The organism is Micromonospora sp. DT81.3 (assembly GCF_049847225.1).
Classification (GTDB): Bacteria; Actinomycetota; Actinomycetes; order Actinomycetales; family Microbacteriaceae; genus Microbacterium.
This window is the reverse complement of record NZ_JBNCNY010000002.1, coordinates 560,315-582,821: the sequence shown is the minus strand read 5'-3', so window position 1 is coordinate 582,821 and position 22,507 is coordinate 560,315. Positions and strand designations below refer to the sequence as shown.

Annotated in this window: 19 protein-coding genes and 1 pseudogene; 9 read left to right on the top strand and 11 right to left on the bottom strand. The window is 69.1% G+C overall.

Annotated features, from left to right (window positions below; all coding sequences use genetic code 11):
* Position 1: 1 nt before the first annotated feature.
* The 3 genes from sdhA to sdhC are packed head-to-tail and all read right to left on the bottom strand — an operon-like array spanning position 2 to position 2,710.
* Positions 2-1,804: a succinate dehydrogenase flavoprotein subunit gene (gene sdhA / locus ACPW96_RS06950; RefSeq protein ID WP_425817021.1), complete on the bottom strand. Its 1,803-nt coding sequence runs from the start codon at positions 1,802-1,804 to the stop codon at positions 2-4.
* 34 nt (positions 1,805-1,838) lie between these two features.
* Positions 1,839-2,300 carry a succinate dehydrogenase hydrophobic membrane anchor subunit gene (locus ACPW96_RS06945; protein ID WP_425882459.1) on the bottom strand — a complete coding sequence of 154 codons (462 nt, stop codon included), beginning with the start codon at positions 2,298-2,300 and terminating at the stop codon, positions 1,839-1,841.
* Positions 2,300-2,710: a succinate dehydrogenase, cytochrome b556 subunit gene (sdhC, locus tag ACPW96_RS06940; protein ID WP_425882458.1), complete on the bottom strand. Its 411-nt coding sequence runs from the start codon at positions 2,708-2,710 to the stop codon at positions 2,300-2,302. Before sdhC ends, ACPW96_RS06945 begins: the two co-directional genes overlap by 1 nt.
* A 202-nt stretch (positions 2,711-2,912) precedes the next feature.
* Between sdhC and ACPW96_RS06935 the strand changes: the two genes are divergently transcribed.
* From ACPW96_RS06935 to ACPW96_RS06900, 8 genes and pseudogenes are all read left to right on the top strand, one after another.
* The gene (locus ACPW96_RS06935; protein WP_425817027.1) at positions 2,913-4,028 is read left to right on the top strand and encodes a mannose-1-phosphate guanylyltransferase; all 1,116 of its coding nucleotides are present in this window, start codon (positions 2,913-2,915) and stop codon (positions 4,026-4,028) included.
* Between the two features lie 159 nt (positions 4,029-4,187).
* Positions 4,188-5,342, top strand: a complete 1,155-nt coding sequence (locus ACPW96_RS06930) for a BMP family lipoprotein (protein WP_425882457.1) — start codon at positions 4,188-4,190, stop codon at positions 5,340-5,342.
* Between the two features lie 98 nt (positions 5,343-5,440).
* Positions 5,441-6,961: an ABC transporter ATP-binding protein gene (locus ACPW96_RS06925; protein WP_425882456.1), complete on the top strand. Its 1,521-nt coding sequence runs from the start codon at positions 5,441-5,443 to the stop codon at positions 6,959-6,961.
* Positions 6,958-8,331 (top strand): ABC transporter permease, encoded by a 1,374-nt coding sequence (locus tag ACPW96_RS06920; RefSeq protein WP_425882455.1) that lies wholly within the window; start codon positions 6,958-6,960, stop codon positions 8,329-8,331. Before ACPW96_RS06925 ends, ACPW96_RS06920 begins: the two co-directional genes overlap by 4 nt.
* Entirely contained in the window at positions 8,328-9,626 is a 1,299-nt protein-coding gene (locus tag ACPW96_RS06915) for an ABC transporter permease (RefSeq protein WP_425817034.1), read from the top strand. Before ACPW96_RS06920 ends, ACPW96_RS06915 begins: the two co-directional genes overlap by 4 nt.
* Positions 9,627-9,692: 66 nt before the next feature.
* Positions 9,693-10,079: pseudogene (locus tag ACPW96_RS06910) on the top strand (cytidine deaminase); the annotation flags it as partial.
* A 50-nt stretch (positions 10,080-10,129) separates the two neighbouring features.
* On the top strand, positions 10,130-11,422 hold the full coding sequence (locus ACPW96_RS06905) for a thymidine phosphorylase (protein WP_425882600.1): 1,293 nt from the start codon (positions 10,130-10,132) through the stop codon (positions 11,420-11,422).
* A gap of 62 nt (positions 11,423-11,484) precedes the next feature.
* Positions 11,485-12,600: an adenosine deaminase gene (locus ACPW96_RS06900; RefSeq protein WP_425817038.1), complete on the top strand. Its 1,116-nt coding sequence runs from the start codon at positions 11,485-11,487 to the stop codon at positions 12,598-12,600.
* A 100-nt stretch (positions 12,601-12,700) separates the two neighbouring features.
* On the opposite strand, the gene ACPW96_RS06895 is transcribed toward ACPW96_RS06900, so the two are convergent.
* From ACPW96_RS06895 to ACPW96_RS06865, 7 genes are all read right to left on the bottom strand, one after another.
* A complete protein-coding gene (locus tag ACPW96_RS06895; RefSeq protein ID WP_425882454.1) occupies positions 12,701-13,525 on the bottom strand; it encodes an alpha/beta hydrolase in 825 nt (274 codons plus the stop codon).
* Positions 13,526-13,534: 9 nt separating this feature from the next.
* The gene (locus ACPW96_RS06890; protein WP_425882453.1) at positions 13,535-14,686 is read right to left on the bottom strand and encodes a mannitol-1-phosphate 5-dehydrogenase; all 1,152 of its coding nucleotides are present in this window, start codon (positions 14,684-14,686) and stop codon (positions 13,535-13,537) included.
* The gene (locus ACPW96_RS06885; RefSeq protein ID WP_425817042.1) at positions 14,683-15,123 is read right to left on the bottom strand and encodes a PTS sugar transporter subunit IIA; all 441 of its coding nucleotides are present in this window, start codon (positions 15,121-15,123) and stop codon (positions 14,683-14,685) included. The genes ACPW96_RS06890 and ACPW96_RS06885 overlap by 4 nt, the downstream gene beginning before the upstream one ends.
* Positions 15,124-15,247: 124 nt before the next feature.
* A complete protein-coding gene (locus ACPW96_RS06880) occupies positions 15,248-16,804 on the bottom strand; it encodes a PTS mannitol transporter subunit IICB (protein ID WP_425817044.1) in 1,557 nt (518 codons plus the stop codon).
* A gap of 47 nt (positions 16,805-16,851) precedes the next feature.
* The gene (gene ptsP, locus ACPW96_RS06875; protein ID WP_425882451.1) at positions 16,852-18,522 is read right to left on the bottom strand and encodes a phosphoenolpyruvate--protein phosphotransferase; all 1,671 of its coding nucleotides are present in this window, start codon (positions 18,520-18,522) and stop codon (positions 16,852-16,854) included.
* Between the two features lie 12 nt (positions 18,523-18,534).
* Positions 18,535-18,810, bottom strand: a complete 276-nt coding sequence (locus tag ACPW96_RS06870) for an HPr family phosphocarrier protein (RefSeq protein WP_425817048.1) — start codon at positions 18,808-18,810, stop codon at positions 18,535-18,537.
* A gap of 15 nt (positions 18,811-18,825) precedes the next feature.
* Positions 18,826-19,218 (bottom strand): PTS sugar transporter subunit IIB, encoded by a 393-nt coding sequence (locus ACPW96_RS06865; RefSeq protein WP_425882450.1) that lies wholly within the window; start codon positions 19,216-19,218, stop codon positions 18,826-18,828.
* Positions 19,219-19,392: 174 nt separating this feature from the next.
* Here ACPW96_RS06865 and ACPW96_RS06860 point away from each other — a divergent pair, with 174 nt between their 5' ends.
* Positions 19,393-21,321 carry a BglG family transcription antiterminator gene (locus ACPW96_RS06860; RefSeq protein WP_425882449.1) on the top strand — a complete coding sequence of 643 codons (1,929 nt, stop codon included), beginning with the start codon at positions 19,393-19,395 and terminating at the stop codon, positions 21,319-21,321.
* Between the two features lie 178 nt (positions 21,322-21,499).
* Here the strand turns inward: ACPW96_RS06860 and ACPW96_RS06855 are convergent, their stop codons facing one another.
* Complete coding sequence (locus ACPW96_RS06855; RefSeq protein ID WP_425882448.1) at positions 21,500-22,453, bottom strand: hypothetical protein; 954 nt, start codon at positions 22,451-22,453, stop codon at positions 21,500-21,502.
* Between the last annotated feature and the right edge of the window lie 54 nt (positions 22,454-22,507).

Here is a 22,507-nt window from a genome sequence, read left to right as displayed (position 1 = left end):
GCTAGTACTTCCTCTCCATGGGCTGGTAGCGCGTGATCACCACGGGCTTCCAGTCGAGCGAGATGTGGTCATCGGCCTGCGACGAGTGGGGGTCGCCGGTGAGGTAGGCCATCGTGTGCTTCATGTACTCGGCGTCCTCGCGATTCGGGAAGTCGTCGCGCATGTGACCGCCGCGGCTCTCCTTGCGGTTGCGGGCCGCGTAGACGACGACCTCGGCGAGGTCGAGCAGGAAGCCGAGCTCGACCGCCTCGAGCAGGTCGGTGTTGTACCGCTTGCCCTTGTCGTCGACGTGGATGTTCAGGAAGCGGCCTCGGAGATCCTCGATGACCCCGAGCATGTGCTTGAGCGAGTCCTCGGTGCGGAAGACCTGGGCGTTCTTGTCCATCTCGTCCTGCAGCGTCTTGCGCAGCACCGCGATGCGCTCCGTGCCGTTGTTGGCGCGCAGGCCCTCGATGAGCTCGCGCACCTCCTTGGCCGGGTCCTCGGGGAGGGGCACGAATTCGGCGGTCTGCGAGTACTTCACCGCGTTCTTGCCGGCGCGCTTGCCGAAGACGTTGATGTCGAGCAGCGAGTTGGTGCCGAGGCGATTCGAGCCGTGCACCGACACGCACGCGCACTCGCCGGCGGCGTAGAGCCCGGGCACGACCGTCGTGTTGTTCGAGAGGACCTCGGCGTCGTTGTTCGTCGGGATGCCGCCCATGGCGTAATGCGCGGTGGGCATGACGGGGACGGGCTCGACGACCGGGTCGACGCCGAGATAGGTGCGGGCGAACTCCGTGATGTCGGGCAGCTTCGTCTCGAGCACCTCCGCGCCCAGGTGCGTGCAGTCCAGCAGGACGTAGTCGCGATGCGGACCGGCGCCCCGGCCCTCCGCGACCTCCTGCTGCATGCAGCGGCTGACGATGTCGCGCGGCGCGAGGTCCTTGATCGTGGGGGCGTAGCGCTCCATGAACCGCTCGCCGGAGACGTTGCGCAGGATCGCGCCCTCGCCGCGTGCACCCTCGGTGAGCAGGATGCCGAGGCCGGCCAGGCCGGTGGGGTGGAACTGGAAGAACTCCATATCCTCCAGGGGCAGGCCCTTGCGCCAGACGATGCCGACGCCGTCACCGGTGAGGGTGTGCGCGTTGGATGTCGTCTTGTAGATCTTTCCGAACCCGCCGGTGGCGAAGATCACGGCCTTGGACTGGAAGACGTGCAGGTCGCCGGTCGAGAGCTCGTAGGCCACCACGCCGGCGATCTTGGTGCCGCCCGCGGCATCCTTCACCGTGATGAGGTCGAGCACGTAGAACTCGTTGAAGAAGTTGATGCCGAGCTTCACGCAGTTCTGGAACAGCGTCTGCAGGATCATGTGCCCCGTGCGGTCGGCGGCGTAGCACGCCCGCCGGACGGGGGTCTTGCCGTGGTCGGCGGTGTGGCCGCCGAAGCGGCGCTGGTCGATCTTGCCCTCGGGCGTGCGGTTGAAGGGAAGGCCCATGTTCTCGAGGTCGATGACGGCGTCGATCGCCTCCTTCGCCAGGATCTCGGCCGCGTCCTGATCGACGAGGTAGTCGCCGCCCTTGACCGTGTCGAAGGTGTGCCACTCCCACGAGTCCTCCTCGACGTTGGCGAGCGCCGCGGCCATCCCGCCCTGCGCCGCGCCCGTGTGCGAGCGGGTCGGGTAGAGCTTCGAGATGACCGCCGTCTTGGCGCCCGGTCCCGCCTCGATGGCCGCGCGCATGCCGGCACCGCCGGCTCCCACGATGACGACGTCGAACTGGTGGTAGTGCACGCCGTCGCGCACGACGGAGTCGGTGGTCTGGGTCACTTGGTGGGAGCCTTCTTCGTTTCGATCCGCTGATTCATGCTGCGGCCTGGCAGGTCGCCCAGAGCACGCTGTCTTCGGTGACACCGAGGCAGGGGTCGAACGTGAACACGACGAGCGTCCCGAGCAGGATGAGGAATGCGGCCGAGAGTCCCAGCGCCCAGACGAGCACCCGGCGCACCTTCGGGGTGGTGACGTAGTCGTTGACGATCGTGCGCATGCCGTTGGCGCCGTGGATGAGTGCGAGCCACAGCATCAGCACGTCCCACCACTGCCAGAAGGGACTGGCGAACTTTCCGGCGACGAAGGCGAAATCGAGGGCATGGATGCCTTCGCCGACCATCAGGTTGACGAAGAGGTGCCCGAAGATCAGGACGATCAGCAGCACGCCCGAGACGCGCATGTAGATCCAGCCCCACTTCTCGAGGTTGACGCCCCGGTTGCGCGGGGCGGTGGAGCGCGGCGAACGAGGCGCATCCAGTGGCACGGCGGTGGTCATCACTCTCCCCCTCCCGCGAACACGTTCATCAGATGTCTGGGTGCGAAACCGGCCATCGTGACGGCCCAGAGGCCCAGCACTCCCCAGAACAGCTGCCGGTGGTAGCGGGCGCCCTTCGACCAGAAGTCGACGACGATGATGCGCAGCCCGTTGTAGGCGTGGAAGACGATCGCCGCGACGAGCACGACCTCGCCGAGACCCATGATCGGGTTCTTGTACGTGCCGAGCACGGCGTCGTACGCCTCGGGGGACACCCGGATCAGCGCCGTGTCGAGCACGTGCACGAGGAGGAAGAAGAAGATCGCGACGCCCGTGATGCGGTGCAGCACCCACGACCACATGCCCTCGCGGCCCCGGTACAGCGTCCCCCGGGGAACCCTGGACGTGGTCTCCGATATGGACGGTGTCACGCGTATTCCTGCAGACACTGTCGTCCTCCCTGCTTCATCTCGGCGAGGCGTTCGCTGCCCCGCACCCCGCGCGGGCGCTCGCATCCATCCTATTCGGACACGGCAGGGCGGGCGACTGAGCCCCGCCCAACTGTCTCGACGTCGAGATGTCCCGTTCCCCTCGTGTCGCAGGCCGGAAACATGCCCGCACTACCCTGAAGGCATGGCTGAATCGATCCCCGGCTTCTACGCCGTCATCCCCGCAGGCGGCATCGGCAGCAGGCTGTGGCCGCTCTCCCGAGCGGACGCGCCGAAGTTCCTGCACGACCTGACGGGGTCTGGACAGACCCTCCTCCGCGACACCTGGGACCGGCTGGCCCCCCTCTCCGGTGAGGACCGCATCGCGGTGGTCACCGGCCGCGCGCATCGCGCGGCCGTCGAGCGGGAGCTGCCCGACATCGCGGACCACAACGTCATCCTCGAATCCGAGCCGCGCGACTCCGCCGCGGCGATCGGGCTGGCCGCGGCCATCCTCTCCCGGCGCGAGCCCGACGTCATCATCGGCTCCTTCGCCGCCGATCACGTCATCCGCCAGGTGCGCCAGTTCGACTGGGCGGTGCAGCAGGCGGTGGCCGTCGCCCGCGAGGGCTACATCTGCACGATCGGCATCCAGCCGTCGGAGCCGGCGGTCGGTTTCGGCTACATCAAGAAGGCCGGCGAGCTGGTCATCGACGGCGCCCCCGAGGCGGCGTTCGTCGAGCGCTTCGTCGAGAAGCCCGACCTCGACACGGCGCGCGAGTACGTCACCGATCGCGCCTACCTGTGGAACGCCGGCATGTTCATCTCCCGTGCCGATGTGCTGCTCGCGGAGATCGCCGAGAACCAGCCCGAGCTGCACGCCGGGCTCATGGAGCTGGCGGAGGTCTGGGACGACCGGGAGGCGCGGGGTCCGGTGGTCGACCGCATCTGGCCGAACCTGACCAAGATCGCGATCGACTACGCGGTGGCGGAGCCCGCCGCCGACAAGGGCCGGCTCGCGGTGATCCCGGGGCACTTCGACTGGGACGACGTGGGCGACTTCGCCAGCGTCGCCAAGCTCAACTCGCACGGCCGCGGCAACGACCTGGCGATCCTGGGCGAGAACGCGCGCGTGCTCGCCGACGCGTCCAGCGGCATCGTGGTCAGCCAGACGCGGCGCGTGATCAGCCTCATCGGCGTCAAGGACATCGTCGTGGTCGACACCGAGGACGCTCTGCTGGTCACGACCAGCGAGCACGCTCAGCGGGTGAAGGGCGTGGTGGATGCCTTGAAGCTGAACGGCCGGGGCGACGTGCTCTGATCCTGGATGCCGCCGATCACGGCATCGGATGTCGGCACTGTTGCGTCTTTGTAACCATTGCCCCCCGGGGGACTCGTCGATATGCAAACGGGCCGTCACAGTAGGTAATTTCGTACAGTCACCCGCGAGGTCCGCGGGTGCATCCCTGTGGAGGCTGAGTTGACCATTTCAACCCGTAAAAGAGTGCTCGGCGGATTCCTTGCTGCAAGCGTCTTCGTAGCCCTGGCGGGTTGCGCGTCCCCCCCGCCCGAGACCGACGCGACCGAGGAACCCGGCGGCGGCGCCACCGCGGTCGAGGGCTACAAGCCCTGCCTCGTGTCGGATGACGGCGGCTTCAACGACAAGTCGTTCAACCAGTCCGCGCTGGAGGGCATGGAGCGCGCCGCCGATGAGCTCGGCGTCGAGATGATCGAGGTGGAGTCCGCGTCTGCCAACGACTACGCGCCGAACCTCGAGAACCTCGTGGCCGAGGGCTGCACGCTCATCGTCTCGGTCGGCTTCAAGCTGTCGGCCGACACGGTCGCCTCCGCAAAGGCGAACCCGGAGATCAGCTACGCGATCATCGACGACTGGGCCGACAACGAGGGCGACACCGACGCGGATGGGAAGCCGACGTTCGACGGCGAGACCGACGCGCCCAACATCAAGCCGCTGATGTTCGACACCGTTCAGGCGGCCTACTTGGGCGGCTACGCCGCCGCGGCGTGGTCGGCTCAGTCGGGCGCCAACAAGGTGGGCACCGTCGGCGGCATCCCGATCCCGCCCGTCACGATCTTCATGGACGGCTTCGTCGACGGCGTCGCCAAGTACAACGAGGACAAGGGCGCCAACGTCGCGACCGTCGGCTGGGATGTCGCAGCCCAGCAGGGCTCCATGACCGGTGGCTTCGCCGCCAACGACACCGCGAAGCAGGCCATGCAGGGCGTCCTCGACCAGGGTGCCGACGTGCTCCTGCCGGTCGGTGGCCCGATCTACCAGAGCGCGCGCGACGCGATCGCCGACAGCGGCGCCGACACCGTGATCCTCGGTGTCGACTCCGACCTCGCCGTCGTCGACCCGACCGTCGCCGACATCGTGCTCGTGTCGATCATGAAGCGCATCGACCAGGCCGTCTACGAGGCCACCATGGCCGCCGCCACCGGCGACTTCGACGTCGCCCCGTACGTCGGCACGCTCGAGAACGAGGGCGTCGGACTCTCCGGCTTCGGCGCGTTCGAGTCGCAGCTGCCCGATGGTCTCGTCGAGGAGCTCGCCGCGCTGCAGGAGCAGATCATCTCGGGTGAGCTCGAGGTGACCTCGCCCAGCTCGCCGTAGTCGGCAGCACCACCATCACCGCGGCCGGTCCGGATGCTTCGCATCCGACCGGCCGCGGTTCCTTCCAGCCCCTGACCCGACTCGATAGGGTGCACAGTATGAAGCTCGAGCTCCGCGGAATCACCAAGCGGTTCGGCAGTCTCGTCGCCAACGACCACATCGATCTCGTGGTCCAGCCCGGCGAGATCCACGCCCTCCTCGGCGAGAACGGGGCCGGGAAGTCGACCCTGATGAACGTCCTGTACGGGCTCTATCAGGCGGACGAGGGTGAGATCCTCCTCGACGACGCCGTGCAGCGGTTCCGGGGACCTGGCGATGCGATGGCGGCGGGCATCGGCATGGTGCACCAGCACTTCATGCTGATCCCGGTCTTCAGCGTCGCCGAGAACGTCATGCTCGGGCACGAGGACACCAAGGCCCTCGGTTCGCTGGACCTCCCGAAGGCGCGCCAGCATGTGCGTGACGTGGCCAAGCGCTTCGGCTTCCATGTGGATCCGGACGCCCTGGTCGGCGATCTGCCGGTCGGCGTTCAGCAGCGGGTGGAGATCATCAAGGCGCTGTCCCGCGATGCGAAGGTGCTCGTCTTCGATGAGCCCACGGCCGTGCTCACCCCGCAAGAGACCGACGAGCTGATGGCGATCATGCGCCAGCTGCGCGATGAGGGGACCTCGATCGTCTTCATCACCCACAAGCTCCGCGAGGTGCGTGCCGTCGCAGACCGCATCACCGTCATCCGGCTCGGCAAGGTCGTGGGCGAGGCCGCTCCGACGGCGACGAACGCGGAGCTCGCGTCGCTCATGGTCGGCCGCGCCGTCGAACTGACCGTCCACAAGAACGCGCCTCGGATTCGTGATGAAGGCGGTCTCGTGGTGCGCAACCTGCGCGTCCTCACGCCCACTGGCGCGGTCGTCGTCGACGACATCAGCTTCGACGTGCGGCCGGGGGAGGTGCTGGCCGTGGCCGGGGTGCAGGGGAACGGGCAGACGGAGCTGGTCGAGGCGATCGTCGGCCTCGCCGACAAGGTGACCGGCTCGGTGGCACTCGCCGGGGTGGAACTGGTCGGCAGGAGCGTGCGCGGCATCCTCGACGAAGGCGTCGGATTCGTGCCCGAGGACCGGACAGAAGACGGCCTGGTCGGCACCTTCACGGTGGCCGAGAACCTGATCCTCGATCGCTCGGGCGACCGCGCGTTCGTCCGCGGAGGGACGATCCGCAGCGGCGTGCTGAGCGAGTTCGCCGACGAGCGGATCCGCGAATACGACATCCGCACACAGGGCGCCGGGACTCCCGCCGGTGCGCTGTCCGGAGGCAACCAGCAGAAGGTCGTGATCGCGCGCGAGATGAGCCGAGAACTGAAGCTTCTCCTCGCCGCCCAGCCGACGCGTGGCGTGGACGTGGGCTCGATCGAGTTCATCCACAAGCGGATCATCGAGACGCGGGATGCCGGCATCCCCGTGGTCGTCGTCTCGACCGAGCTCGACGAGGTCGTCGCGCTCGCCGACCGGATCGCGGTGATGTACCGCGGCCAGATCGTCGGAATCGTGCCGGGCGACACGCCGCGAGAGACGCTCGGCCTCATGATGGCCGGCGAGAAGCCGGAGGAGGTGGTGGCCGCGTGAACGACGGAACGAGCGGCAGAACGCCCGGAACCGGCGAGCCGATGAAGGGGCTGCCCTCCGACGAGCTGCCACCGGTCTCCGGGCCGCTGACGGGCACGCCCGAGGTCCGTGCCGATGTGGCGGGCGCCGAGGTCACGGGAGCCGATGTTCCCGGCCCCCCGCGCCAGAACGTGTTCATCAAGGACCTTCTCCGGGGCAGCGCCGTCACCACGATCCTCGCCATCGTGGCGGCGATGGTCGTCGGCGGCATCCTGATGGCCATCACCGACGAGGAGGTGCGCGCCGCATCGGTCTACTTCTTCTCGCGCCCCGGCGACACGTTCGCCGCCGTCTGGAGCGCGGTGTACGGAGGGTACGAGGCGCTCTTCCGGGGGGCCGTCTTCAACGCGCGTGTCGCCGACTTCGCGGCGCAGATCCGTCCCCTCACGAACACCCTCGGCTTCGCCGCACCGCTCATCGCCGCGGGCCTCGGAGTCGCATTGGCGTTCCGCGTCGGCCTCTTCAACATCGGCGGCCGCGGTCAGATCCTGATCGCCTGCGCGACCGCGGCGCTGGTGACGTTCAACCTCGACCTGCCGATGATCCTCCAACTGCCCCTCACCCTTGCGGCCGGTATCGCGGGCGGCGCGATCTGGGGTGGCATCGTCGGTGTGCTCAAGGCCCGCACGGGTGCGCACGAGGTCATCCTCACCATCATGCTGAACTACGTCGCGTTCTACCTCGTGACGTGGATGGTCCGCTCGCCGGCGCTGCTGCAGCGCCCCGCGGGTGACCAGCCGATCTCCTCTCCGACGCCGCCGAACGCCCAGTTCCCGGACCTGTTCGGTCCTCGCTTCCCGCTGCTGGACTGGGGGTTCATCCTGGCGATCGCGGCCACGGTGTTCGTGTGGTGGCTCATCGAGCGCTCCAGCCTCGGCTTCCGGCTGCGCGCGGTGGGCGAGAATCCGCACGCGGCCCGCGCATCGGGCATCTCGGTGCAGCGCATGTACATCTACGCGATGCTCTTCGCGGGTGGGCTTGCGGGCCTCGCCGGAATGAACCAGATCCAGGGGGCGGTCACCACCGGATTCGACGGCTACATCGACGCGGGAATCGGGTTCGACGCGATCACGGTCGCTCTCCTCGGCCGCAGCCGCGCGTGGGGCGTGTTCGTCGCCGGCCTGCTCTTCGGAGCACTGAAAGCCGGAAGCTTCACCATGCAGGCATCGCAGGGCATCCCCGTCGACATCGTGCTGGTCGTGCAGTCGCTGATCGTGCTCTTCATCGCGGCGCCCCCGCTGGTGCGGACCATCTTCTTCCTGCCGAAGACGGATGCCGAGAAGGCGGCCAAGGCCAGAGCCAAGGCCGCGAAGAAGGCGGTGTCGGCATGACGGCGCTCGCCCCCACCCCGGCCCCCGTTCCCGCTCCGGATGACGTCATCCAGCTCGCAACCGTGCAGGTGCGGCACTGGAAGCTCGCCATCTCACTGGCAATCGCCACCGTGCTTCTCGGGCTGCTGTTCCTGCTCGTTCCCAGAGACGGCGTCAGCACGTTCCGGCTCGGCGACCCGACGTCATCGATCGCGCTGCCCAACGTCAGCGTGCCGACCGCGGCGACGACGTGGATCGTATTCGGCGTGCTCGTCCTGCTTACGGCCTGGGCCTTCTGGGATGCATGGGCCTACCGGCGCAGCGGCATCTGGCTGTCCATCGTCTACGGCGTGCTCGCCATGTTCGGCTTCCTGGTGTGGGCGGCCGCGGGCGGGCTCGTGCCGGTCACCGGCCTGCTCTTCGGGGCGCTGTCGCTGTCCATCCCGCTCATCTTCGGTGCGCTGGGAGGCGTCATCGGCGAGCGCGTCGGCGTGGTCAACGTGGCGATCGAGGGCCAGTTCCTCTTCGGCGCCTTCAGCGCCGCGCTTCTCGCGAGCATCACCGGGAACCCCTTCGTGGGGCTCGTGGGCGCGATGATCGGGGGCGTCCTCGTCGCCTTCGTGCTCGCGGCCTTCTCGATCAGGTACCTCGTCGACCAGGTGATCGTCGGTGTCGTCCTGAACGTGCTGGTGACGGGTCTCACCGGCTTCCTCTACGGTGCACTGCTCGTGCCGAATGAGGCCGCGCTCAATCGTCCGGTCCGCTTCACGCGGTGGGAGATCCCGGTCCTCGGCGACATCCCGATCATCGGCCCGGTGCTGTTCAACCAGACCTTCATCGTCTACCTGATGTACGTCACGGTCGCTCTGGTCGCATGGGGCCTGTACCGCACCCGGTGGGGACTGCGCCTGCGCGCCGTCGGCGAGCATCCGCAGGCCGCCGACACGGTCGGCATCAAGGTGAACACATCCCGGTTCTGGAATGTGTCGCTCGCCGGCGCCATCGCCGGCATCGGCGGCGCCTACTTCACCCTGGTCTCGGTCGGCCAATTCTCGAAGGAGATGACGGCCGGGCTCGGCTTCATCGCTCTGGCGGCGGTGATCTTCGGTCGCTGGGATCCGATCCGAGCCACTCTGGCGGCCCTCCTGTTCGGCTTCGCCACCAACCTGCAGAACCTGCTGACGGTGCTCGGGACCCCGATCCCCAGCGAGTTCATGCTGATGCTCCCCTACCTCGTCACGATCATCGCCGTGGCCGGCTTCGCCGGGCAGATACGCGGCCCCGCCGCGGCGGGCAAGCCCTACGTCAAGGGCTGACGTCGTGAATTCATCGCGTGGTGGCATCACCGACTCTTTTGATACCAACCCGAAAGAAGGCCGTCCGTGACCGACATCGACTGGGACGAGCTGCGTGCCGTCGCGACCGAGGCGATGGAGAAGGCCTACGCGCCATATTCCCGCTTCAGGGTCGGGGCGGCCGCCCTCGTCAGCGACGGGCGGATCGTCTCGGGGTGCAACATCGAGAACGCGTCGTACGGGGTCACCCTCTGCGCGGAGTGTGCCCTCGTCGGCGACCTCTTCATGTCCGGTGGCGGTCAGCTCGTGGCATTCGTGTGCGTCGACGGCGGCGGGGCCACCCTGATGCCGTGCGGCCGGTGCCGGCAGCTGCTCTTCGAGCACGCGATCCCGGGCATGCTGCTCGAGACGGTGTCCGGCATCCGGACCATCGACGAAGTGCTCCCGGATGCCTTCGGACCCCGCGACCTCGAAGAGGCGTCGCGGTGAGCACGGGATCCCTCGACACGGCGTCGATCAGCACGGTGGAGCCGTTCGACGCGGTCGATGTGATCCGCGCGAAGCGCGACGCTTCGCCGGTGCCGGAAGACGCGCTGCGCTGGATGATCGACGCGTACACCCGTGGATACGTGTCCGACGCGCAGATGTCCTCCTTCGCGATGGCCGTGCTGCTCAACGGGATGACCCGCGACGAGATCCGCGTGCTCACCGACGCGATGATCGATTCCGGCGAGCGGATGAGCTTCGAAGGGCTCGGCAAGAAGACGGTCGACAAGCACTCCACCGGGGGCGTCGGCGACAAGATCACGCTCCCGCTCGCGCCGCTGGTCGCCGCGTTCGGTGTCGCCGTGCCGCAGCTGTCCGGCCGGGGCCTCGGCCACACGGGCGGAACGCTCGACAAACTCGAGTCCATCCCGGGCTGGCGGGCGGCGCTTTCGAATGAGGAGCTGTTCGACCAGCTTCGCGATGTCGGAGCCGTCATCTGCGCCGCGGGCTCGGGCCTCGCGCCTGCCGACAAGAAGCTCTACGCGCTGCGGGATGTCACCGGCACCGTGGAGGCGATCCCGCTCATCGCCTCGAGCATCATGTCGAAGAAGATCGCGGAGGGAACGGACGCCCTGGTGCTGGATGTGAAGTTCGGCTCCGGCGCGTTCATGCGCGACATCGACAAGGCGCGCGAACTCGCCCGCACGATGGTCGAGCTGGGCACGGACTCGGGTGTCGCGACGACGGCGCTGCTCACCGATATGAACACGCCCCTCGGGCTTGCGATCGGCAACGCCAACGAGGTGCGCGAGTCGGTCGAGGTGCTCTCCGGCGGCGGACCCGCGGATGTGGTCGAGCTGACCGTGGCCCTCGCGCGGGAGATGCTCGCCCTGGCCGGTCAGCCCGATGCCGACGTCGAAGCCGCGCTGGCCGATGGGCGGGCGATGGACTCCTGGCGGGCCCTCATCGGCGCCCAGGGCGGGGATCCGGATGCCGCGCTTCCCGCACCCCGCGAGACCCAGACGGTCGTGGCCGACCGCGACGGAGTGGTCGATCGCATGGAGGCGCTGCCCTTCGGAATCGCGGCCTGGCGCCTCGGCGCCGGGCGCGCCCGCGCGCAGGACCCCGTCATCCACGCCGCGGGCATAGACCTGCACGTGAAGCCAGGCGATGCGGTGAGCGCCGGTCAGCCGCTGTTCACGCTGCTCGCCGACGACCCGTCGCGGTTCGGCCGGGCACTCGGCGCCCTCGACGGCGCATGGGGCATCGGCGACGCGGAGACGACGACGCTCGCCCGCGGTCCGCTGGTGCGCGAGCGCATCTCGGTCTGATCGACCCGCGCACGTCGCCGAGCACTTCCCTTCCACGAAGCTTCCCCAACAAAGGAGACACCATGTCGATCGACCAGGCCGGGGACCCGCGCGTCCAGGGGACCTCTCTCCGCTCACTGCCCAAGATCTCGCTGCACGACCACCTCGACGGTGCGGTCCGGCCCGCGACGATCATCGAGCTGGCCGACGCCATCGGCCTCGACGTGCCGGAGACCGACCCCGCGGCCCTCGCCGACTGGTTCTCGCTGAAGAGCGATTCCGGGTCGCTGGTCGAGTACCTGAAGACGTTCGACCTGACGACCGCGGTCATGCAGACCCGCGAGGGCCTGACCCGCGTCGCCCGGGAGTTCGTGCAGGACCTCGTCGAGGACGGCGTCATCTACGGCGAGGTGCGCTGGGCGCCCGAGCAGCACCTCGCGGGCGGCCTCTCGCTGGAGGAAGCGGTGGAAGCGGTTCAGGCGGGGATCGAGGAGGCGGAGGACGGCGCGGAGCGCGGCGGTCGCGGCATCCGCGTCGGCCAGCTCATCACCGCGATGCGGCACACCGATCGCTCCCTCGAGATCGCGAGGCTCGCCGTGGCGTACCGCGGCCGTGGTGCGGCCGGCTTCGATATCGCCGGGCCGGAGGACGGCTTCCCGCCGTCACGGCACCGCGAGGCATTCGATTATCTGGCGTCCGAGTTCTTCCCCGTCACCGTGCACGCGGGGGAGGCCGCGGGGCTCGACTCGATCCGTTCGGCCCTTCTCGACGGACGGGCGCTGCGCCTCGGGCACGGCGTGCGCATCGCCGAGGACCTCGAGGTGGTCTCGCGCTCGGGAGAAGAGGTCATGGTGCAGTTCGGCGACCTCGCCCGGTGGGTGCGCGACCGGGAGATCCCGCTCGAGCTGTCGCCGTCATCCAATCTGCAGACCGGGGCGATCGCGGCGTGGGGCACGGAGCTCAGCGATCACCCCTTCGACCTGCTCTACCAGCTCGGATTCGCCGTGACGGTCAACGTCGACAACCGGACGATGAGCCGCACGTCGCTGACCAGGGAGCTGGGGCTTCTCGTCGACACGTTCGAGTACGACCTCGATGACATCGAGACCTTCCAGCTCAACGCCGCGGCGGGTGCGTTCCTCCCCGTCGAGGAGCGCGAGGAGCTGATCGACCTGATCGTCGACGGCTTCGACGCCTGACAGCATTCGGATGCGCCCCGCGCATAATGCGGCAGACGTCGCCGCCATGGCGGGTGTCAGCCAGGCCACCGCGCAGAGGGGGCTCAACGGCTGATCGCCTTCACTGCTGCAGCAGGAAGGGCGCCAGCGCGTCCGTGATCTGCGCGCGCATCTCCTCGGCCGAGATCGTCGCCTCGCCGTCGCCGGGCTGCGGCCCGTAGGCGCCGAACCCCGCGTGGTTGCCGCCCTCGATCACGACGAAGATCACGTCGGCGGGCAGCAGGCCGGCGGCGGCATCCACCTTCTCGGTCGTGGACAGGCCGTCCTCGGTCGCCGAGATGCTGAGCGCGGCCAGCCCCGAGTCGGAGAGGTCGTTCGCGCAGTAGCTGGCGAAGAGCACCAGTCCCGCGGTGCCCTCCGCGAGCTGGCACGCTCGGACGCCGCCGAGGGAGTGCCCGCCGACGAACCACTCGTCGACCTCTGGAGCGAGCTCGGTGAACGTGGACAGCGGGCGGAAGTCGAAGAAGGCGAGGTTGAGCGTCGGCTTCGTGATCACGACGGTGGCGCCCTCTTCGACCGCACCGACCAGCGTCGACGCATAGGCGACGGCGTCCACCTTGGCGCCGGGGATGAAGACCAGCCCGGTCTCCGATTCTCCGGATGCCGGCGCCAGCACCCACGCGGGGCCCGCATCCGTCAGCGTCACGTCCGGGTTCTCCTGCACCTCTCCGAGCGCGTCGGGTTCCGCGCCCATCACGCCGACATAGGCGTAGACCAGGAATCCGACCACGAGCAGCAGGATCAAGGCGCCGAGCGCACCGAGCACCCCCGCGAGAACCCTGCGGGCGCGGCGCTTGCGCGGCGCCGGCTGTGCGGCGGTCGCCGGCGGCGCGGATGCCGGATCCATGGGTGCGTCGTAGGGACGGGGCGAGGAGTCGGCGGTCACTGAGTCAGGCTACGCGAGCTCAGACTGCCGCTGCTCCACGAGAGCCTTTACGCGCGGGAACAGCGGGTGCGACGGCTCGAGGCCGGTCACCTCGGCCGTGAAGGCCGCGGCATCCGATTCGCGAAGCATGCGCTGCAGGTCGACCGCCTGCGGGTCCTCTGAGTCGTCGAACGCCAGCGCCGCCCCCATGGCGCCGAGCAGGGCGTCCACGCCGAGGCCGCGCTCCGACGCCTCCGCCGCCGGGCCGACGAAGCGCTCGTGCCGCGACAGCTTGCGCAGCGGCTGCCGACCGACCCGCCACACCGTGTCGGGCAGCGCGGGGTTGCGGAACCGCTGAAGGATCGTCGCCCGATACTCGGCGAGGTCGGCCGGATCCAGCCCGTGCTTCGCGGCGAGAAGGGCGGATGTCTCCTCCAGGGCTGCCGCGACGCGGACGGCGATCGACTCGTCGGCGAGGGCGTCGGAGATCTTCTCGACCCCCGCCTGCGCTCCGAAGTACGCCGTCGCGGCATGTCCGGTGTTGACGGTGAAGAGCTTGCGCTCGATGTAGGGAGCCAGCTCGCCGACGAAGTGCGCCCCCGGGATGCGGGGCGGGTCGTCGCCGAACGGCGGTCGCTCGATGGCCCACTCGTAGAACGGCTCGACCGTGACGTCGATGCCCTCGCCGGGGTCCTGAGCAGGAACGATCCGGTCGACCGCCGTGTTGGCGAACACCGCTCGCGAAGCGAGGCCGTCCCACGAGTCACCGGCCTGCGTCCGGATCTCGTCCTGCAGCAGGTCGGTCGCATCGATGGCGTTCTCGCACGCCATGATCTGCAGCGGGGAGGCCGACGGATCCCGCATGGCGAGGCCGGCCAGCACGAGCGGGGCGACGAACCTGAGGATCGTCGGACCGACGGCGGTCGTCACGACGTTCGCGGTCGCGATCTCTTCGATGACGTCCTGCGCATGCGTCGCGCTGTTGAGAGCGCGAAACCCCGTGACGACCTTGTCGACGCCCCCATCGCCCACCTCGTGCACGGTGTAGGACGAGTGCGCATTGATCGCGTCGACCAGGTTGGCGGCGACATCCGAGAAGACCAGCTCGTAGCCGCCCTCGTGCAGCAGCAGTCCGACGAACCCCCGGCCGATGTTTCCCGCGCCGAAGTGGACGGCCTTCATGACTCGTTGACCGCGCTCAGGATGCCGTACAGCTCCTCGGGGGTGCCCGCGTTCTTGAGACGCGCGACGTCGTCGTCGTCGGAGAAGAGGAGCGCGATCTGGGAGAGGATCTCGAGGTGCTCGTCGCCCTTGCCCGCGATGCCCACCACGAACGTGACCGGCTCGCCGCCCCAGTCCACGCCGCCGTCGTAGCGGACGACCGACAGGGCCGAGCCGAGGATCGTGTTCTTCGTCTCGTTCGTGCCGTGCGGGATGGCGAGCTCGTTGCCCATGTAGGTCGAGACGGTCTCCTCCCGCTGCTGCATCGCGTCGAAGTATCCGCTCGTGACCGCACCCGCCGCCTCGAGGATGTCGGCCGCCTCTCTCATCGCCTCTTCCCGCGTGGCGCTGCCGGAGTGGATGCGGACCTGTCCGACTGCGAGGACGTCGCGTGCCATGGTGTTGCCTTTCTCTCGATGGATGCGGCGCTCAGCGCCGCTTCGCCGCGCTCATTGCCGGCGGATGGAAAGGGCCACGGGGCCGGGGGCATCGCGCCGCCCGGCCCCGCAGCGGTCTTATCGCCTACGCACCATCCTTGTGCTGGGCGCGCACGAGGTCTACGACCTCCTCGTACTTCGGCGAGTTCATGAAGTTGTCGACCGAGACGTGCACGGAGTTCGGCGTCTGCTGGCGAGCGCGGTCGGTCAGCTGGTTCTGCGTGATCACGAGATCGGCGGACTTGTCGAGCGCCGCGATCGCCTTGTTCACGACCGTGACGTCTTCGATGCCCGCCTTCTTGATCTTGTTGCGCAGCACGCTCGCGCCCATCGCGGATGACCCCATGCCGGCGTCGCACGCGAAGACGATGTTCTTGATCTGGCGCTCGGTCATCACCGCGGGCTCGATGCCGCCGCCCGCCGCGCTCGCCGCTCCTCCGCGAAGACCGCCGAGAGCGTCGGACGACTTGCCCTTGGCGGCCTCGGTCTGGGTGATGGCCGCGCCGAACGCGTCATCGGTGGCAGCCATCGCCTCGAGGTCGCGCGTCCGCGAGGCTCGGAGGATGAGCGCCGTCAGGACGAAAGTGACCGCGGCAGCGAGGATCACCGACAGGATGACGGCGAAATACGCCCCCGTGGCCGTCTGGGCGAGCACCGCGAAGATGCTGCCTGGGGCCGCCGGAGCGCGAAGCGCGCCGCCGAGCAGCATGTTCGTGGTGACGCCGGTCGCGCCGCCCGCGATGAGAGCAAGGATGACCATCGGCTTCATGAGCGCGTACGGGAAGTACACCTCGTGGATGCCGCCGAAGAACTGGATCACGGCGGCGCCCGGAGCCGAGGCGCGCGCGGCCCCGATGCCGAAGAAGGTGAACGCCAGCAGCAGACCCACACCCGGACCGGGGTTCGCCTCGAGAAGGAAGAGGATCGAGGAGCCGTCGTCCGCCGCCTGCTGGATGCCCAGGGGCGTCAGCACGCCGTGGTTGATGGCGTTGTTGAGGAACAGCACCTTGGCCGGCTCGATGATGATGCTCGTCAGAGGCAGCAGATTCATCTCCACGAGCCAGTCCACCGCATTACTGAGAACCCGCATGAGGCCGTTGACGAGCCAGGCGACGGGGTAGAACCCGACGACGGCCATGACGAAGCCCCAGATGCCGGCGGAGAACATGTTGACGAGCATCTCGAAGCCCGCCTTGATCTTGCCCTCCCAGAGGCTGTCGAGCCACTTCATGGTGTACGCCGCGAGCGGCGCCATGATCATCGCGCCGATGAACATGTGCACCTGTCCGAGTTGGTTGTCCTCGGGCAGGGTCGCGTTGATCTGCGCGATGAGGAAGTCCGATCCTGCGATCGCACCCATGACGCCGATCGAGGCTACGACGCCGCCTCGCACGCCGTAGACGATGTTGCCACCGGTGTAGGCGATGATGATCGGCAGCAGGTAGTGGATGAACGGACCGACGATGGTCGCGAGGTCCGCGTTGGGGGTCCACCCCACCTGGATGAAGAACGCGGTGAAGATGCCCCACGCGATGAGCGCGGGGATGTTCGGCATGATCATGCCGGAGAGGTACGTACCGAAGCGCTGGACTCCGACCCGTGCCCGGCTGGTGCCCTTTACGGGCGTCGACGCCGTTGTCATTTGCTGTGTCTCCCTTGGTGTGAGTTTTCTGCGGCCGCGTCGGCGGCCTATCGGGTCGCGGCCTCTTGCGCCGCGGTTCTTGCCCTCGCCGCGTCATCCGCGGCGAGGGCGGCCTCGGCGATGCGGCGAGCATCCTCGAGGGAGTGTTGGAGGAGGGTGGCCCGCACGTCGGCGAGCGCGGTGGGAGCCATCGACAGAGTCGTGGCACCGAGCCCGACGAGCACGACGGCGAGCAGCGGATCGGCCGCCGCCTCCCCGCAGATGCCGACGGGCTTGCCGAGGCTCTGTCCTGCGGCGCCCACCTCGCGAATGAGGCGGAGCACCGCGGGGTGCCACGGGTCCTGGAACGAGGCCACCGAGCCCAGCAGGCGGTCGGCGGCGAGCGTGTACTGCGTCAGGTCGTTGGTGCCGATGGAGGCGAAATCGGCGTACTTGAGCACGCGGTCCGCCAGCAGGGCGCTGGAGGGCACCTCGACCATCACGCCGGCGGTCTTCACGCCGTAGTCGCGGGCGAGGGTGACGAAGTACTCGGTCTCCTCGACCGTGGCCACCATCGGAGCCATCACCCACAGGTCGGCCCCGCCCCCGTTCGCCCTGGTGGCGGCATCCGCTTCTGCCAGCGCGGTCAGCTGCTCTCGGAGGATGTCCTCACTGGCGCGCAGCGCGCGGATTCCGCGGAGTCCGAGGGCCGGGTTCTCCTCGTGAGCGTCGTTCAGGAACGGGAGCGGCTTGTCGGCTCCGGCATCCAGCACCCGCACGACGACCTTCTTGCCCGGGAAGGCCGCGAGCAGCTTCTCGTATGAGACGCGCTGCTGCTCGATCGTCGGCGCCTGGCTGGAGCTGAGGAAGAGGAACTCGGTGCGGAACAGCCCGACGCCTTCGGCGCCGAGGGCCACGGCATCCACGGCCCCGTCGGGGTTTCCGAGGTTCGCGAGCAGCGGGACCTTCGTGCCGTCCGCGAGCGCTCCATCGGTGATGGGGGCGGACGCCGCGGATGCCCTGGCCGCCGCGCGGTTCTGCGCCCGGTCGAGCTCCTCGGCGGTCGGCTCCGTCGTCACGACGCCGCTGGCGGCATCCACGATCACCGTCTGGCCCTCGAGCAGGCCCTTCGCCCCCACGGCGCCGACGACGGCGACGATGGACTTCTCGCGAGCGAGGATCGCGGTGTGCGAGGTGGGACCGCCCTCGGTCGTGATGAGCGCGAGCACCTTGTCGAGATCGAGCAGCGCCGTGTCGGCCGGCGCGAGGTCCTTCGCCACCAGCACGAACGGATGCCCCGGGTCGGGCACACCGGGGGCCGGTACTCCGCGAAGCCTCGCGATGACGCGCTGGGCGACATCGTCGAGGTCCGCAGCCCGCTCACCGAGATAGCCCCCCATCGCAGTGAGCGTGTCTCGGAACGACGCGAATGCGTCGTACACGGCCCACTCGGCCGTCCTGCCCTGCGCGAGGCGGGCGTCGATCTCGGTTTCGAGCGACGGATCCTCGGCCATCATCGCCTGCGCTTCGAGCACGTCCTGGGCCGCACCGCCGGCCAGCGCGCCCCGCTGCTCCAGCTCGCGGGCGACCACCCCGACGGCCTCCCGCACCCGCGTGGTCTCCTCCTCGAGCGTGCGCTCGCTGGGTGCGTCGCTGGGAGCGGGCAGCGGCTCCGCCATCCGTGCGACGGGACCCTGGGCGACGCCCAGGCCGATGCCGACACCTCTCAATTCAGCCATGCGCGGGTCGTCTCACTCGGCGTCGTGGTCGGTGGTGAGCAACTCCGACAGGGTGTCGAGCGTCGCCTCGGCCCCGTCGCCCTCGGTGCTCAGCGTGACGTAGTCGCCCTGCTCGACGCCGAGCGAGATGACGCCGAGGATGCTGGCCGCGTTCACCGGCTTGCCGGAGTCCTTGGCCACCGTCACCGTCAGCCCGGAGTCCTTGGCAGCCTGGGCGAACATCTTGGCTGGGCGGGCGTGCAGGCCATGCGAAGAGCCGATGCGCACGGTGCGGGTGACGGCGGTCATGGTGTTCCTTCCTGATCAGCGGGACGCCGCGGCGGCGGCGTCGTCTGGGTCTTCTACGGCGGCTTCGCCGTCTGGGTCTTCTACGACGGCTTCGCCGTCTGGGTCTTGTGCGACGGCCGCACGCACCAGGGCGAGCGTGCGGGTGCCGTCGAGGTCTGTGAAGATATCGTCCGGCAGGAGCACGATCTTGGCGCCACGCCAGTCGGCGTCGTGTTGGATGCGGTCCATGGCATGCGCCATGTGCGGCCCCACCAGCACCATGTCGGCCGAGTCGAGGTCGATCGGCAGGGACTGCTCGGTGCCGGCGAAGGCGAGGTAGGGCAGTCCCTCGGCCTGGGCGGCGTGACGCACGCGCTGCGCCACGAAAGTACTGGACGCACCGGCACCGCACACCACGAGGATCCTCATCGATCGCCTTCCCACTTCGGCCATTCTTGTGAAAAGGCTGAGAGGGGACAACCACGACGCTTTCCTCCGGGGCGGAAAGGCGGCCCCACGGTGGCGCCGCGACCGGGCTGGTGCCCTCCCGCCGCGTGGTTGACTAGCACCCAACCCGTACGCAGCGAAGCGAGAGGACGGACGGTGACGAGAGAGCGACAGGACCGCCTCCTGTCGCTGCTGGTCCGTGACAACGACTGGGCCACCGCCGCCACGCTCGCAGACGCCCTCGGAGTGACGCCCCGCAGCATCCGCTCGTATGTGACGGCGCTGAACTCCCGCACGCCGACCGGCGACGCGATCGAGTCGGGTCCGCAGGGGTATCGGGCGCATCGGCCGGCCGTCGCCGCTCTTCGCGCCGCCGGCGGTCAGGACTCGTCGACCCCGCGGGACCGGCTGCACTTCGTCGTCCGCGCCCTCCTCGACGCGGACGACGGCATCGACGTCTTCCAGACCGCCGACGGGCTCCACGTGAGCGCGGCGACCCTGGAGGCGGACCTCGCGCGGGTGCGGGCTCTGCTCGGCGGCACCGGTCTGACCCTCGAGCGCTCGGCGGCGCGTGGCCGGCTTCGGGGGACGGAGGTCGCGCAGCGGCGCCTGCTCAGCCGCTTGGCGCACGACGAGATGGACGAGGGCGCCTTCGACCTCGAGGCGCTCCGGCGCACGCTCGGATCCGGCGCGATCGACCCCGACGCGTTCGGGCCGTTCAAGACCGCGCTCGTCGCCGACCTCGGCGCGCTCGGCTACTTCGTCAACGAGTACGGCATCTCGGATGTCGTGATGCACATCGCGATCGCCGCCGACCGGGTCTCGCGCAACCGGGCGCTCGAGGCGGTGCACGTCGACCCACAGCCCGCGCAGGCGGCAATCGCCGACATCCTGGGCGCGCTCACCGAGCGCTACTTCGGCGTCACCCTGGGCGAGGGGGACCGCCAGCATCTCGCGACGCTCGTGCTGACGCGCGTGGTCGCACCGGGAGCATCCGCACCGGCAGGGATGGCCAAGGCGCGCCTCGAGCCCGCGGTGGAGCAGGCGGTGCGCGAGGTCGTCACGGGGGCGGCGGCGGAGTTCCTCGTCGACATCGAGCACGAGGACTTCATCCTGCGTCTCGCGCTCCACGTGCAGAACCTGACGCACCGCGCAAGGGAGCAGGCGTGGTCGCGCAACCCGCTGACCAAGTCGATCAAGTCGACGTATCCGATGATATTCGAGGTCGCCGTCTACATCGCCAGCGGACTGCAGGAGCGGCTCGGCGTGCCGATCCTCGACGATGAGATCGCATACATCGCCATGCACGTCGGCGGGCGCCTGGAGCGCAGCCGCCGCGCCGACTCGCTGCTCTCGGCGACGATCGTCTGCCCCGGCTACTACGAGCTGCACGAGCTGCTGCGATCCAGCGTGGACCGCTCGCTCGGCCAGGCCGTGGAGGTCATCGGCGTGGAGACCCGCGTCGACCCCGACTGGAACTCGATCGACACCGACCTGGTGCTCACCACGATCGATCCTCCGACGCCGTCGGAGAGGATCGTCCGCATCCAGCCGTTCCTCACCGACGCCGACGTCGAGCGGGTCACGGCCGCCGCGGGGCGTGTGCGCCGCGGGCGGCGCCTCGCGCGCCTGCGGGCGGAGCTCGAGCGCTATCTCGACGCTTCGGCGTTCGTGCGCGGCCTCGACGGCACAGCGGGCGAGGAGGCCGTCATCCGGCACCTCGGCGGCCTGCTGGTCGCGCAGGGCGTGATCGACGACGGCTACGTCGAGCGGACGATCGAGCGCGAGCGGATGTCGTCCACGGCGTTCACCGATGCGCTCGCCGTGCCGCACGCGCTGGGGATGACGGCGACGCGCACCTCGATCGCGATCGGAATCGGCGAGCAGTCGATCCCGTGGGGAGAGGCGCGCGTGCAGGTCGTTGCGCTGGTCGCCTTCAGCGAGAGCGATCGCGCCGCGTTCCAGACGGTGTTCGAGCAGCTGGTCGAGGTCTTCTCGGAGCGCGACAGCGTGCAGCGGATCGTCCGCCGCGGTGTCGATTTCGCCGGCTTCCTCGACGAACTCGTCGCCGTCATCGACGGCTGAGGGGCGGGACCCTTCCCCGCGGCGGGCCGAATTCTCCCCACAGGTGGCCCTGCGCTGCCCCGCCCGGCCCTTCCTCTGGCGAGCCGGGTTTGGGGCGCGATCCCTCCGGTGGGGCGCGCGCGGTGCGCCCCGATGTCGCTGATGCGCCCCAAACAGAAGGATCAGAGCGCCGGTCGGCTCACGAGGGCGGTCGGATGCCGAAGGCGACGAGCCGATCGGCCAGAGTCTGTGCGGTGCGGATGTGCGGCCATCCCCAGCGCACGAAGCGGAGCTGGCTCTTGCCGCGGATCCAATCCTCGCGCTGCTTCTCGCGGTCGAAGACCTCTGCCGTCGTCCTGCCGTCGCGTAGCTGTCCGTCGGTGTACTTCAGGGCGCCGTCGAACTCGGCGAGGGCCCCGACATCGTCGAGTCCGAAATCCGCGTAGTAGTTCGTGCCGCCGGGTCCGGACACCCAAACCTGAAGGCGGACACGACGAAAGCCGAGCTCGTGGAGGCGAATCCGGCTGATGCTTTCGCCGGGCAATTGGGCTCTGCCGTCCGCGAAGGCGAGGACGCGTTCGGCTTGCGTTCGTCCGTGCGCGGACCTGCGGGCGATGTCGCGTGCGGTCTTCCGGAACTCATTCGCTCGGTCGAGGAGATACTCGCCCGGCCTTGGGACGCACAGCGCTCTGAGAGCGGCATCCGTGACAGCCACCGCCTGCTCGAACGTCCCCGTGCGCGCCATGTCGGCCACCGTGCGGTCGAGCGATGTGCACCGCAGACCGTCGATCTCCACGACATCCTCGTTCCGAAGCTCGCCCCTATGGCGCACGGCTCCGGCTGCCGCTCCCGGTCGCTCCGCGCTGACGATGACGTGCACAGCGTCCGTGCGCGGATGGAACAGAGGCAGGCGGTGTGCCGCCGCGGCGGTCTCGTGAGAGAAGACGGGCGGGACTTTCGACACAAGGGCAAGCGCCCGGGCGCGGGCGACGAGTCGCGTCTCCGGTGTTGCGGCCGCCCACGTCTCTCCATCGGCGTAGATCCCGGGTCGCACCCGCACGAGGCGCTGCGCGGCGACGGCGCTCGCGACTGCACGGGGTGAGTGCCCCATCGCGAGCTGTTCGTCGTAGCGGTGTAGGCGGACGGCGCTCATTGCTGAACTGTGCCGCCTCGGTCCCGGCGCGCGGGCACACCGGGGCATCCCCGT

Bases quoted from the DNA above. Each gene is read 5' to 3' on its own strand.
- ACPW96_RS06945 (WP_425882459.1), bottom strand. From the start codon at position 2,300: ATGACCACCGCCGTGCCACTGGATGCGCCTCGTTCGCCGCGCTCCACC.
- ACPW96_RS06935 (WP_425817027.1), top strand. From the start codon at position 2,913: ATGGCTGAATCGATCCCCGGCTTCTACGCCGTCATCCCCGCAGGCGGC.
- ACPW96_RS06925 (WP_425882456.1), top strand. From the start codon at position 5,441: ATGAAGCTCGAGCTCCGCGGAATCACCAAGCGGTTCGGCAGTCTCGTC.
- ACPW96_RS06915 (WP_425817034.1), top strand. From the start codon at position 8,328: ATGACGGCGCTCGCCCCCACCCCGGCCCCCGTTCCCGCTCCGGATGAC.
- ACPW96_RS06900 (WP_425817038.1), top strand. From the start codon at position 11,485: ATGTCGATCGACCAGGCCGGGGACCCGCGCGTCCAGGGGACCTCTCTC.
- ACPW96_RS06890 (WP_425882453.1), bottom strand. From the start codon at position 14,686: ATGAAGGCCGTCCACTTCGGCGCGGGAAACATCGGCCGGGGGTTCGTC.
- ACPW96_RS06885 (WP_425817042.1), bottom strand. From the start codon at position 15,123: ATGGCACGCGACGTCCTCGCAGTCGGACAGGTCCGCATCCACTCCGGC.
- ACPW96_RS06880 (WP_425817044.1), bottom strand. From the start codon at position 16,804: ATGACAACGGCGTCGACGCCCGTAAAGGGCACCAGCCGGGCACGGGTC.
- ptsP (WP_425882451.1), bottom strand. From the start codon at position 18,522: ATGGCTGAATTGAGAGGTGTCGGCATCGGCCTGGGCGTCGCCCAGGGT.
- ACPW96_RS06870 (WP_425817048.1), bottom strand. From the start codon at position 18,810: ATGACCGCCGTCACCCGCACCGTGCGCATCGGCTCTTCGCATGGCCTG.
- ACPW96_RS06865 (WP_425882450.1), bottom strand. From the start codon at position 19,218: ATGAGGATCCTCGTGGTGTGCGGTGCCGGTGCGTCCAGTACTTTCGTG.
- ACPW96_RS06855 (WP_425882448.1), bottom strand. From the start codon at position 22,453: ATGAGCGCCGTCCGCCTACACCGCTACGACGAACAGCTCGCGATGGGG.